This window comes from Humisphaera borealis (assembly GCF_015169395.1).
GTDB lineage: Bacteria > Planctomycetota > Phycisphaerae > Tepidisphaerales > Tepidisphaeraceae > Humisphaera > Humisphaera borealis.
In genome coordinates, this window is sequence record NZ_CP063458.1 from 6653814 (window position 1) to 6666725 (window position 12912).

The 12912-nt window shown below is 64.2% G+C and carries 11 protein-coding genes and 1 pseudogene; 8 read left to right on the top strand and 4 right to left on the bottom strand.

The window, feature by feature from the left end; all coding sequences use genetic code 11:
- Positions 1–75: 75 nt before the first annotated feature.
- Entirely contained in the window at positions 76–624 is a 549-nt protein-coding gene (locus tag IPV69_RS25015) for an IS630 family transposase (protein WP_206291035.1), read from the bottom strand.
- 109 nt (positions 625–733) lie between these two features.
- Positions 734–1117, bottom strand: a pseudogene (locus IPV69_RS28020) (helix-turn-helix domain-containing protein); the annotation flags it as partial.
- 159 nt (positions 1118–1276) lie between these two features.
- On the opposite strand from IPV69_RS28020, the gene IPV69_RS25025 reads away from it, so the two are divergent.
- Together IPV69_RS25025 and IPV69_RS25030 are read left to right on the top strand one after the other, a co-directional pair.
- Entirely contained in the window at positions 1277–2233 is a 957-nt protein-coding gene (locus IPV69_RS25025; protein ID WP_206292458.1) for a sugar phosphate nucleotidyltransferase, read from the top strand.
- 273 nt (positions 2234–2506) lie between these two features.
- Positions 2507–3205 (top strand): Crp/Fnr family transcriptional regulator, encoded by a 699-nt coding sequence (locus tag IPV69_RS25030; protein WP_206292459.1) that lies wholly within the window; start codon positions 2507–2509, stop codon positions 3203–3205.
- A 71-nt stretch (positions 3206–3276) separates the two neighbouring features.
- Here IPV69_RS25030 and IPV69_RS25035 read toward each other — a convergent pair whose 3' ends face one another.
- The gene (locus tag IPV69_RS25035) at positions 3277–3696 is read right to left on the bottom strand and encodes an acyl-CoA thioesterase (RefSeq protein WP_206292460.1); all 420 of its coding nucleotides are present in this window, start codon (positions 3694–3696) and stop codon (positions 3277–3279) included.
- Between the two features lie 541 nt (positions 3697–4237).
- Here IPV69_RS25035 and IPV69_RS25040 point away from each other — a divergent pair.
- From IPV69_RS25040 to IPV69_RS25060, 5 genes are all read left to right on the top strand, one after another.
- Positions 4238–5314, top strand: coding sequence for a hypothetical protein (locus IPV69_RS25040; protein ID WP_206292461.1), 1077 nt, complete (start codon positions 4238–4240; stop codon positions 5312–5314).
- Positions 5315–5802: 488 nt separating this feature from the next.
- Entirely contained in the window at positions 5803–8439 is a 2637-nt protein-coding gene (locus IPV69_RS25045; protein WP_206292462.1) for a DUF4159 domain-containing protein, read from the top strand.
- A 211-nt stretch (positions 8440–8650) separates the two neighbouring features.
- Positions 8651–9241 (top strand): transposase, encoded by a 591-nt coding sequence (locus IPV69_RS25050; protein ID WP_206292463.1) that lies wholly within the window; start codon positions 8651–8653, stop codon positions 9239–9241.
- Between the two features lie 428 nt (positions 9242–9669).
- A complete protein-coding gene (locus tag IPV69_RS25055; RefSeq protein ID WP_206292464.1) occupies positions 9670–10788 on the top strand; it encodes a hypothetical protein in 1119 nt (372 codons plus the stop codon).
- Between the two features lie 18 nt (positions 10789–10806).
- Positions 10807–11043, top strand: a complete 237-nt coding sequence (locus tag IPV69_RS25060) for a hypothetical protein (RefSeq protein ID WP_206292465.1) — start codon at positions 10807–10809, stop codon at positions 11041–11043.
- Positions 11044–11059: 16 nt separating this feature from the next.
- Here IPV69_RS25060 and IPV69_RS25065 read toward each other — a convergent pair whose 3' ends face one another.
- A complete protein-coding gene (locus IPV69_RS25065; RefSeq protein ID WP_206292466.1) occupies positions 11060–12508 on the bottom strand; it encodes an FAD-binding oxidoreductase in 1449 nt (482 codons plus the stop codon).
- A gap of 123 nt (positions 12509–12631) precedes the next feature.
- On the opposite strand from IPV69_RS25065, the gene IPV69_RS25070 reads away from it, so the two are divergent.
- The gene (locus IPV69_RS25070; protein WP_206292467.1) at positions 12632–12910 is read left to right on the top strand and encodes a hypothetical protein; all 279 of its coding nucleotides are present in this window, start codon (positions 12632–12634) and stop codon (positions 12908–12910) included.
- Positions 12911–12912: the final 2 nt, after the last annotated feature.

Sequence of the window (12912 nt, forward strand, 5' to 3'; positions counted from 1 at the left end):
CGCTCGCCGACCGGCACGGGTCTGCGGAGTACCGCCGACCCGTGGCACCAATCCCGACGTCCGGCATTTGCGCCATTACTGAGCGCTGGATAAGTTTAGCGCGAGTTCCGCGCCTTCGAAGCACGAGCGGAGCAACGCCTGATTGCCGCCTACGTCGTCCAAGTGTCGCTTGGCCTCGGCGTGAAGTTTCTCCAACTCCCCAATCGTGTGGTTCGCCATCCGGTGGTACTTCGTCAGGCTCCATACGCCTTCCACCGCATTGAGCTGCGGCGCGTAGGTCGGCAGATAGTGCAATCTTAAACGCGGGTACTCCGCCGCCAGTTCCTTCACGATTGGCGACTTGTGTGCCGAGAGGTTGTCCCAGACCACATCGATCGTTTTGTCAGGATACTCGACAAGCACGCGGTGCAGGAACGCCGCCGCCTGCTCGCCGCGGACGTAGCTGTCGGGATGGAAGTCGCACACGAGATCGATCTTCGCCGTGGCGGCGTGCAAGACCACGGCCCCCAGCACGCTGACTTTCTGCTGCCGCCGATTGCGGTAGGCGACGACCGGCGTCTGAGCGATCGGGGCCCAAGTCTTCTTGACGTTCGGCGTCATCATGAAGCCGACCTCGTCGGCCATCAGAATCACTCCGCCGGACTCGATACTTTTTTAGAAGTTCCGGCCAGAACTCCGCCCGCCAGGCGGCCACCTTCACCGGGTCGTGCTCGCGTGCCCGACGTTGGGGCTTCTGATGGGAAAAGCCCATGTCTTTCAGCATGACGCCGATGTGGTCGTGGTGGTACTTCACCTGGAACTCACGCTCGATCAGGTCGGCGATCAGCTGTTGGGTCCAGAGATACTTGTCGAATCCGCACTCCCTGGGCGTCTTGAGCAGCAACCCGGCAAGAGTCTTACGCTGGGCCTCATTCAGCCGCGACGGGCGTCCGGGTGGTTTGCGCGACACCAGTGCGTCACGGCCGCCCTTGCGGTATGCCCGCCGCCAGGCTCGGACGGTCTGGTCGTCGACCCCAAGGTCTTTGGCGATTTCGGCCGGCTCGCGATCCTGCTCGAACATGTTGGCCGCGATGCTCCGGACCCGATCCCACTCCTGGCGTGTTCCTTTCTTTCGCATGGCGCGGATTTACCATCGATCCGCAGAGGGCGCAAGGGGTTGCGCGCTATGAAAATCTAGCGGTCAGTAATGCCCCGACTAGACACCCGCCGCCATGGCTCTTACGCTCCGACGGCGTACCGTTCGTGGCTCGTGTCGCCTTCCAATGGAGTCGCTCTCATGGCCAAGGTTCGAAAGGCCGTCATCACCGCCGCCGGACGCGGCACACGCCAGTACCCGGCATCGACCGCCGTCCAGAAGGAGATGTTCCCCCTCGTCGACCGCGACGGGCTGACCAAGCCGGTGATCCAGATCATCGGGGAGGAATGCATCGAATCGGGGATCGAGGAAATCTGCATCATCACCCAGCCCGGCGAGGAAAAGCAGTACCGCGAATACTTCCGCCGCATGACCGACCTGGAAAGCCGCAGCTTCCGCGGCAAGGACTGGGCGATCCTCGAAAGCGAAAAGCTCGGTTCATTCGGCGAGCGCGTTCATTTTGCCGAACAGCACTCGCCGGAGGGCTTCGGGCATGCGGTGTACCAGGCCAAGGCGTTCGTGGGAGATGAGCCCTTCCTGCTGCTGCTGGGGGATCACATCTACGTCAGCGATCTGAAGGAACGGTGCGCCCGGCAGGTGATCCGGGTTTTCGAGCAATACATGCTCGACGCCGCGTCGGCCGTCCAGCCGACGCTCGAGAAGCTGCTGCACCTGTTCGGCGTCATCAAGGGCGATCCGATCGACGCCAACAAGGGGATCTACCGCGCCGGCCTGATCCACGAGAAGCCCAAACCCGAGTACGCCCGCGAGCACCTGGCCACGCCGGGCCTGCCGGCAGGCAACTACCTCGCCCACTTCGGCATGCACGTGTTTTCGCCGCGGATCTTTGACTCGCTCGAGTACCTGTTCAAGAACAACCTCCGCGAGAAGGGGGAGTTCCAGCTGACGGCCGCTCAGGAACACCTCCGGCAGCAGACGGACAAGTACTGGGCCGTCACCTGTGCCGGACAGCGGTATGACACCGGCATCCCCTACGGGCTGATGGAAACCCAGTTGGCGCTGGCGCTCAATGGCGTCCACCGGACCGAGATCTGCGAGGCGATCGCCCGAATCCTGGCAATGCAGGTGAAGTCATAGCCCAACAAACGACGTTCGGCGGAGCACCACAGTTTGGCGCATAGATCGACAATCGTACTACGTTCTACGTCATGGGGTGCTGCAGAACGCTGAAAATGAGAAACTTTTCGATGTGGAGGGGTTGAGGCCTTCCGTTCAACCCCCCGACTTGGCTATATTGCCCACTGTCGCGACTCACCTCCGCGCGACGCGATCGATGGGAACCAGGGAAGGTTTTGATAGGGTGTCCGCATGTCCGAAGTTGTATCTCGTGACGCGGCCGGCGCAGCTTCTATGGAGTCGCAAGGCGCGCAGGCCCAAGCCGCAGAACTCATTGCCGACGCCAACCTCGCGTCGCGTCGCTTTGACGTGCCCGCAGGCGGCAGCATTTACGAGCCGTCCACACCGGCCCAATCCCTCTACCTTCTGCACTCAGGACAGGTACGCGTCCTCCTGCAGACTCCGGGCGAGGGCGAACGGGCCGTGCGGCTGCTCGAAATTCTCGGCCCTGGCGACTGGTTCGGCGCACCGGCGCTGATCGGCGGCCGCAACTACGGCACCCGGGCGACGGCCGTCACCGCCGTCACCGCCTCGGAAGTGCCCGCCGACCGTGTCTTTGAAGCCCTCGCCCAGCAGACCGAAATCGCCGCCTCGCTCATTCGCGCCCTCGCCGGCAAGCTTCAGACCGCCTACACCGAGGCCGCCGGCCTGGTCTTCGACGACACCAACCAGCGGCTGATCAAGACGCTCCTGCAGTTCAGCCGTTCCGCCGCCGCCACCGAGCAGGACGAAGGCGTGGAGCTGCGCATCACCCACCAGCAGCTCGCCCAGGCGATCGGCGCGGCTCGGGAAACCGTCAGCCTCGCCCTCACCCAGCTCCGCCAGAAGAACCTGCTCCGCACCGGCCGCAACCGGCTGTCGTTCAACCGCGACGCGCTGGAGAACTTCTACAAAGGCCAGTCATCGCCCGAAATCGCCGAAGAGGCGAAGTAAGGACGCCCCCGGCATCCAGCCGACTTCCTTCGTGGCCCTTCGCGTGGATTCGTGGCTAAGCGCCGTCGTTGCTAAGAATTCCCCTCGCCGACCAGTTTCGTCCGGATCCCCTCCGGAATCGCGATCGACCGCATCTTCCCACCTTCCAGCACGCAACAGACGCTGGTCGTCTTACCGAGCGCAACCTGCTTGTCCCCCAGCAGGTAGTCCACCTCGTAATTGAACGACTTTTCCCCCACCTTGGTCACCCGCAGCTTCAGCTCGACCTGGTCCTCAAACCGCACCGGCCCGAAAAAGTCGCACGCCACCGACACCCTCGGCCAGCCGATGTGCAACCCCTCGTGGTGCATCGAAACGCTCAGGCCCACCGACCGGAAAAAGGCGTGCTCCACCTCCTCCATCCAGCGGAAGAAGTTCGAAAAATGCACGATCCCGGCCATGTCCGTCTCGGAAAACTGGACGAAATGCCGGACAGAGAACTCGGTCGCCATGCCGAGATTATAGCCGGCCAAGCGGGGACCGGGAGCCCACAACCGCACCCCGCGTGGCCGATCCGCATTCAAGAACGAAGAGAACGCGAAGGCGCGAAGGCACGAAGAAGCCGCGAAGAACGACCGAGCCTTCGCGTTTCCGTCGTTGGTATCACCCGATGTCATGTTTTTACGGCACGCCTTTCGTCTGCCGGCAAGACGAATCTCAGTGCCAGGAGCGCCAAGAAGCCAAGGTAGCCAAGAGAATCTCTTACTTGGCATCTTGGCATCTTGGCATCTTGGCGCTCTTGGCGCTCTTGGCGCGAAACCCAAGGTGAGGCGAACGTGCAAACTCGTGACAAGCCGATGGTCTGCCAGCCTTCGCGGCTTCTTCGCGCCTTCGCGCCTTCGCGTTCTCTTTGATTCGGTGACGACTCGGCTACGCCCGGGCTTATCCCCACATTCCTGCTACACCCCGGCCGATCGGCGACTTATACTATCTTGGCCCGATAGCCGGCCCGGATTCTCCGGGCGTCCATGGCCCCGCCCCGGAGGATTCGCGATGGCATCCGTCTGGAACCGATCGTCCCAGGTGCTCCGCAAAGCACCGGTGACCGCGATGTTGCTGGCCTGGACCGCCGGCGCGATGGCCCAGGCAGTGCCAATCACGCCGGGTACCCGCCCGGCACTACCGGCCACGGCACCCACCACCAAGCCGGCCCTCCCGGCGACCAAGCCCGTCAAGCCCGAAGACGTCCTCCCCACGACCGCCGACCTGCACCTGCTCTTCGAGCAGGAAAAGTACACCGACCTGCTTAGGCATTTTCCGCGGCTGCTCTCCCTGCGCGGCAAGGCCGCCGAGCCGTACAACAAGTGGGAGTTGTACATGCTCAAGTTCGAGACCCACATGCGGATGAAAGCGTCGGCCCCGGCGCTGGCCACCCTCCGCGACGCCAGCGAGATTACCGACGATGCCACCAAGCTCGCCTGGTGCAAATCGGTCGATCTGCTCATCAAGCGGTCCAAGACGTTCCTGTATCAGCCGTCGCCGATGAAGAAGGAAAAGCCGCCGGCGATCGACATCATCGACGCCGAAAGCCGCAAGGTCGCGCTCAAGGCCCTCCTCGCCGACGAGCTGGCCGTCGTCAAACCCAAGGTCGAGAAGGCGATGGACGGCCGGTCGATCGTCTCGATCGCCGAAGCCGTCCAGGCCCTGCAGGGGTTCGACGTGCTGGAACTGGCGGCCGGCGGCGGCAACGAAGAATCCAAGGCGATGATCGCCGAGCTCCGCACCCGCGGCATCGCCCTGATGGCCAAAACCGTCATCCAGATGCAGGCCAACCAGACGCAGATCGACAAGAACGCCACCGAGTTGATCCGCTACGTGGTGAGCATTCCGAATTTCAACGGCGGGTTTTCGCAGCAGGTGCGTTACCGGAAGCGCGGCCTCGAACAGCGCGACATCAACGACCTCAAGCAGATGATCAAGACCACCGAGCAGATCATCCCCAACGCCAAGGGCCTGGCCAAGGCGACCGGCGGACAGGTGCGCGAGGTGGAAGACCTCATCACCGCCGCCGAAGACCTCCTCCGCAAAACCGAGCGAACGCTGAACGCCGACTACAGCGATACGCAGTAGGGCGGGCATGTGCCTTACTGCCTCGGCGGCCGAGTCGCATCCGAATCGAAGAGAACACGAAGGCGCGAAGGACACGAAGGCGCACGAAGCGGAGCGGACAAAGCGGAGCGAAACACGCGGCTTACGCCTCCCATTGTCATCCTGAGGTACTGCGAAGGACCTGGTATCGAAGGCGGAAAGCGACCATGAGGACCAGACCGCTGTGCAAGGCGTCCGACGAACTGGATTGCTCTCCATCTCCTTACAAGGTCCTTCGGAGGAACATCAGAGGTAGTGACCTGTTGAGAGCCGCGCACGAAGTAAGCGGGACATTGCCGGCAACGGCAGCACTCCCGCTTACTTCGTGCGCGGCTCCTTAAAAAGTCACACCCTCCCAGGATGACAACGGGAGGATATTGTTCCTTGGTTCAATCTTCTTTGTGCCGCTTCGTGACTTCGTGCCTTCGTGTTCTCTTCGCCTTGCAGACGGGCCATGCCTGCATCACTCCATGCCGCGCCTCCTCTCCGCCATCCTCATCGCCTGTTGCCTGGTGGCGATCGCCCGGCCGGTTTCGGCGCAGAAGCTGAAGATCGGCCCCGACGCCGGCCCGCCGCCGGGCGCGACCAAGACCGTTGACCCAGACGCCGCCGAGAAAGACGCCCTCAAGGCCGCCGGGCTCGCCCCCGGCGATGCGCCCGCCAGCCGCCCGGCCACCGGCCCCAGCGACCCGCGCCTGCTCTACCCCGATGTCTCGTTCAAGCGGACGGCCTCCAAGCGTCCCGACCCTCAGCCACAGCGCATTCCGCCTCACATCCTCGCCGACGACGAGGTCGAAGCCTCCATCCGCCTCGCAACCGAACTCATGATCGCCCAGGTCCGCCCCGACAACGGACGCCTCCGCGGCCGCGGCGGAATCGCCGGCGAATACCAGGCCCTCGAATGCGGCCTGCAATCGCTCGCGGTCTACGCGCTGCTCCAGGCCGGCAAGGCGATAGACGAACCCCGCCTGCAGATCAACGCACCGCTGACCAAGGCGATGCTCGACGGCCTGAAGCGCATGAACGCCGATGGCGGCCTCCACCAGACCTACGCGCGCTCGCTCCGCGCGATGGCGCTGTCGGTCTTCAACCGCGAGGAAGACCGCGCCCAGCTCACCCAGGACGTCAACTGCCTGACCCAGGGCCACGTCGAAGGCGGCTACGGCTACCTCTCGGCCGTCCCGCAGAGCACCGGCTACCAGTTCGCCGGCACCGCGCCCACCGGCATCGCCAACTGGATCGACCACTCCAACACGCAATACGGCCTGCTCGGCGTCTGGTGCGGCGCGGAGGCATCGGTCGAAATCTCTCCCGCCTACTGGCAGTCCGCCGTCGACCACTGGTCCAAGACGCAGTCGGTCAACGGCGGGTGGGCGTACCGCTCGGCGATCCGGCTGGAACGCGCCGGCCAGAGCCTGCGGCCGCCGCCCGGCCTCACCACGCTCTCAATGAACGCCGCCGGCACGGCGAGCCTCTTCGTCGCCGGCGAATACGCCGAGCAGGAATCGGCCGGCGGGTTCAAGGTCGGCCGGGAGCCGTTCAGCGAATCGCTCCGGCTCGCGCTCAAGTGGTGGGAGAACGCCAACGCCGTCAATCTCAAAAGCATCAACGCGACCAAGGACGGCCAGAAACACTGGGGCTACACGCTCTACGGCATCGAGCGGGTGGGACTCGCATCGGGGTTCAAGTTCTTCGGCGAGTACGACTGGTTCCGCCACCTCGGCCGTCACGTCATCGACCAGCAGCGCCCCGATGGCTCATGGGGCGACCTGGTCGATACCTCCTACGCGCTGCTGTTCCTGTCGCGCGGCAGGCACCCGCTGCTGATGAACAAGCTGCGGTTCGACGGCAAGGATGAGATCCAGAGCGACTACTGGGCCAACCGCCCGCACGACATCAGCTACCTGTCGCGCTATGCCAGCAAGCAGGTGGAACGCGAGATGAACTGGCAGGTGGTGCCGCTGAAGCGCGACCACACCGACTGGCTCGACGCCCCGATCCTGTACATCGCCAGCCACAAGAAGCCGCGCTTCACCGACGCCGACATCGACAAGCTGCGCAAGTATGTCGAGGCCGGCGGGATGATCTTCACCAACGCCGACGCCGACGATTTTTCCGGCGACCCGCTCGCCAAGCTCGCCGCCGGCGGGGCCGGGCCCAACGAGTTCGACAAGTACATCGTCACGCTCGCCGGTAAGCTCTTTCCGCAATACGCGTTCGAAGAACTCTCCGCGACCCATCCGATCTACTCGTCGCTCTACAAGGTGATCCCCGGCGACAAGGGCCTGCCGAAACTCAAAGGCGTCAGCAACGGCAGCCGGCTGCTGCTGGTGCACTCGTCGAAAGACCTGGCCCTGGGCTGGCAACGACGCGACATGAAAAAGGGCCTGCCCGCGTATCAGCTCGGGATGAACCTGTTCGTGTACGCCAACGGCAAGAGCGGCTTTCGTCATCGGCTGGAAAGCTGGGACGTGCCCGAGCTTTCCAAGCCGCCGCTGGGCAAAGTGCCGGTCGCCCGCCTGCAGTACAAGGGAAACTGGAACCCCGAGCCCGGCGCGTGGGATCGCTTCGGCCGGCTGCTGGCCTGGAAAACCGGCACCGGGATCGACCTGAAAACGATCGAGACGGCCAAGCTCAAACCCGCGGACGCGAAGGTGGTCCACCTGACCGGCACCGCCGCCTGGAAACCGACCGCGGCGGAAGTCGCGGCGATCAAGGCGTACGTCGAGGCCGGCGGCGTGCTGCTGATCGACGACACCGGCGGGGCGGGCGCGTTCGCCGCGTCGGCCGAGACAACGGTCGTCGGCGCACTGACCTCGCCGCAGAGATCACCCGCCGGCGAGACGCACCCGCTCATGACCGGCGAAGAACCCGGCACCGCCGCAATCGGCAAAATGCACCTCAGAAACTGGACCAGCGAAAAAGGCCCCGGCCCCCGCGGCTCGGCGATCCACGTCATCCGCGCCGGAAAAGGCACCGTCATTCTCAGCTACATCGACCTCACCACGGGGTTACTCGGAATCCAGACTTGGGGCATCAACGGCTACGACCCGACGAGCTGCGAACAACTGGTCCGCAATGTGATCCTGCGTTCGCTCGACGAGTGACCACGCTCCGCTCCGCGTCGCGGCTAACCGGGATACGAACCGACATCGCGACGTCACACGGTTGACCCTGTGAACGCGGTGGACACGATGAACACGGTTAGCCGCGACGCGAAGCGGAGCGCTCGGCACACGACGCGCAGACGCGCCCTCACAGCGCGCGAAATCGCCCCCGGCGCAGCATCAACCGTTCCTTCGAAGAAAAGCATAAACCATGATCGTCGGCTACCACATCATCTTCGGCGCCTACGGTTTCTGGCTCCCCAACGACCCCCGCGGGAGCTGGTCCGATTTCGTCGGTTCGTGGGACCTCTTCCGCTACGGTCCGGCGACCAAAACGAACGAGCGGCGCTCCCTCGCGTACGACGCTCACGATCATGATGTCCGTGTCTCCGCGAAGAAGTCGCTCAAACATCCTGCGGTCGAGTTCACCGGGGTTCAGGCCCGCGCCGTCGCTCGCGGATTCTCCAGTTACGTGCAAAGGTCCGACTTGAAGATCTGGGCGTGCGCTGTCCTTCCCGATCACGTCCACCTCGTCGTCGCGCGGCCCGCGATCAGGGTCGAGCAGCTGGTCATCCAACTCAAGGGAGACGCGACGCAGCAGTTGATCAGGGAGAACATTCACCCGCTGGAAGGACGACAGCAACCCGGAACCCGACCCCCCAAGTGCTGGGCCCGCGGAGAATGGAAAGTCTTCCTCGATCCCGAAGACGTGCCCCGCGCGATTCAGTACGTCGAGGAGAACCCGCTCAAGGAAGGGAAGCGGAAACAGGAATGGTCGTTTGTGGTTCCGTATGAGGAGTGAGGGGACGCGACGGTGAAACGCGCCGACCTTCGGATGCCGCTCGTCACGGTTCCGCGCGAATGAGTACGTTTCGCGATCCCTCGCGCTCCGCTCCGCGTCGCGGCTAACCGGGATACGGATCGTCATCGCGACGTCGCGTTCCGACACGTTCAACACGGTGACCACCGTGACCACGTTCACGATGGTGACGACGATGACGAAGATGCTCGCGGTTAGCCGCGACGCGGAGCGGAGCGCGTCTGCGACGCGGAAGCCCGCCCACGAACACCCGCGACCGTGACCGTCACGACCCGGACGTCTCAAGCACACACACCCTCTTTCTCTGGACCTTCACCGCGCCGGATTTTTTGTTTGGTTTTTGTTCGCACATCCGTACACTTATAGAACATTCTTTTCCCCGGCGTACGCCGCCGGGATGGGAGGTTTCTATGCGCAAGTCGAGTGATGTCATGCCGTCGCAGCAGCAGCCTGCGGTGTCGAGCGAGTCCCGGGGTCCCAAGGGGTCCGGGGATTTCGGGGAGTCCAAAGCATCCAGGTTCTCCGCCGCCCAGCGGGATGCGATTCTTGCCGGGGTGCCGCCGGTCGGGATGTTTCAGCCGTTCGTGTCGCCGGCGCCGGAGGTGTGCGGGGGGTTTGGGTCGGATCGCGGCGCTGCCGCGGGGCCGGTGATGGACGGGTCGCCGACCTCCGACCCTTGCGACGACGCGCAGCAGCGTCGGTCGCGGGCGGAGCAGGCGCGGATCAATGGCGCCCGGTCGCGCGGGCCGGTGACGTCGGCGGGTAAAGCCGTCAGCTCGCAGAACGCGCTCAAGCACGGTTTGTGCGCCCGGGGTGTTCTGATTCCGGGCGAGGACCCGGCGATTTACCAAGCGTTTGTGGATGATTTTATCGAAGAGCTGAACGCCGTCGGATCGCTGCAGGTGACGCTGGCCGAGCGGGCGGCGGAGCTGGCGTGGAAGCTCAAGCGGGTGCCGGTGCTGGAGACGTCCATCTTCGCCGGGCGACGCGAAGGGCGCAAGCTAGATGATCTTGCGCTCGGCGGTTTGGGCGATCTGATCCAGGAGATGCTGAGCGACGACGACACGATGCTCGTCCGCCTGCAGCGGTACGAGCTGCGGCTGGAGCGGTCGATGCGCGGGTGCCTGAGAGAGTTACGCGAGGTGCAGCGGCATGCGGTGCTGTACGGCGCCAGAGAGCGGGGGAACCCGCGGACGGATGAGGTCGCGGGGGACGGCGTGATCGATGACTTCGCGATCGACGGTGCGGCAGTGGACGGTGGCACGATGGATGGTGTCACGTCGGGTGAGGTCGCTATTGATGGGGCGCTGACGCCGGTGTCTGAGGTAGTCCGAAGACCCGGATGCCCCGCGCCGATCGCACCGGGAATCCGGGTCTTCGGGGTACCTCAGACACATGCGTGCATCGGGATGGGCGCGTCGTTGCTCGGTGCCGCGCCGGGTTCGTTCGTCGCGCTGGGTTCGTTTAGCGCGTTGGGTTCGTTCGGCAATTTCACGAGCGGCGGATTCCTGGGTTCGTTCGGCGAATGACCACAGTCTGTTTGAAGAATGCCCATCGTGCCCAACGCCGGTAACGATTGCGAAGATGTCGGTGGGATGCCCCCTGATGTTCGATTTCAACACGAAGGGCACGAAGTCACGAAGGACACGAAGAAGACCATCAATGCGCTGTTTCCGACCGCTGATCCAAGTGACCAGTGGCATCTTCGTGGCCTTCGTGACTTCGTGCTCTTCGTGTTGAAATCGACTTTCGGAGCGATTCGATTCGCGCAATGTCGTGGCTGATGCGTCCCCTCATCCGTCACTGCGGCGCCTGCCGGCCGGGCTTCAGCAGGGTGATCTTCACCTTGTCGCTGGGGATCAGCTTGCCGGCGTTGATGCGCTCTTCGGGGTCGAACGCGTGTTTGACGGCGACGAATTGTGCCATCGTCAGTTCGTCGAACAGGTAGGGCATGAGGTGGATTTTCTCGACGCCGACGCCGTGCTCGCCGGTGACGGTGCCGCCGAGATCGATGCAGTATTGGAGGATTTTCTCGGCCGCCGCGAGCGTGTTCTGCACCTCGGCTTCGATGCGGTCGTCGTAGAGGAAGATGGGATGGATGTTGCCGTCGCCGGCGTGGAAGACGTTGTTGATGTTCAGGCCGTATTCGCGGCCGATCTCGTCGATCTTCCGAAGCACCTGCGCGAGCATGCTGCGCGGCACGCATGCGTCCTGCGTGCAGTAGCTGTGGCTGATTTTGCCGATGGCACCGAACGCCTGCTTGCGGGCCTTCCAGAGCATGGCCCGGCGGGCGGGGTCGCCGCTGGTTTGAATGCCGAAGGCGTGGTGCCGGTTGAAGATCGCGGTCACGTCGGCGGCCTGGGCGTCGAGCAGGTCGGGGATGCCGTCGATCTCGGTGAGGATCAGCGCCGCGGCTTCGGGAGGAAAACCGAAATGATACGCGTCTTCGATCACCTGGATCATGCGGCCGTCCATCATCTCCATCGCGGCGGGCAGCATGCCGGCGGCGATGACATCGCTGACGGCTTCGCAGGCGTCGGCGGTGGAGGGGAACATGCCGACGACGGTGCGGAAGTTCGTCGCCCGCGGAACCAGCCGCACCCACAGTTTGGTGATGATGCCGAAGGTGCCTTCGCTGCCGCAGATGAGGCCGGGCAGGTCGAAGTGGCCGGATTCGTAGCACCCGTTCTGCCCCCCGGTGATGAGGACTTCGCCGGAAGGCAGGACCATCTCGAGGCCGAGCACGTGGTTGGAGGAGACGAAGTCTTTGAGGGTGTGGATGCCGCCGGCGTTGGTGGAGGCGTTGCCGCCGATGGTGCTGGCGCGCTGGCTGGAGGGATCGGGGGCGAAGTGCCAGGGCGCGCCGCCAGGCACGGCGGCGACGGCATCGGACAGTTGGATGTTGCGAACACCCGCTTCGACATGGGCCACGCGGTTGGGCAGGTCGATCGCGAGGATGCGGTTCATGCGGGTCGTCGAGACGATGACGCCGTTCTCGAACGCGACGCACCCGCCGGCCAGCCCGGTGCCCGACCCGCGCGGCACGATCTGCACGCCGGCCTCGCCGATCGCTTTGACGACGGCGACGACCTGTGCGGTGGTGGTCGGGAAGACGACGGCGGCAGGGCGGGCGCGGGCGATGGTGAAGCCGTCGGCCTCGTAGACGAAGAGCGAAGCCGGATCGGCCAGCACCCCGCCGGCGGGGACGAGGGAGGTCAGACGGTCGATCAGGGAGGCGGTGGCGGGCATGGTGGTGTAGAGATTGTTCGGCGCGGGAGGGGAAATGTCACGCGGGCTGCATCCATGTTTGAGCGAACCTCGGCCGTTGTTTGTTATCGACTCCTGCTGATACAGAGAGGTATACTGAGCACCATGGTGGCGTCTCACTTCGAAGCTGAAATTCTCCGTCGAGTGCTCCGTCCGGACGACGGCGATCTGCCGGCGGAAGCGGCTCGCGAGCTTCTTAAGCTGGGGTTCACGGAACAGGACCATCGCCGGATGGAAGTGCTTTCCACGCGGTCCAACGAGGGGACTCTGACGGATGTCGAGCGAGAAGAGTTGGACGGATATGCGAACGTGAGCCACTTCATCGCGTTCGTCCATTCGAAAGCGAGGCTCTCCCTGAAGCGTCATGGCACGAACGCAGCCTGAAA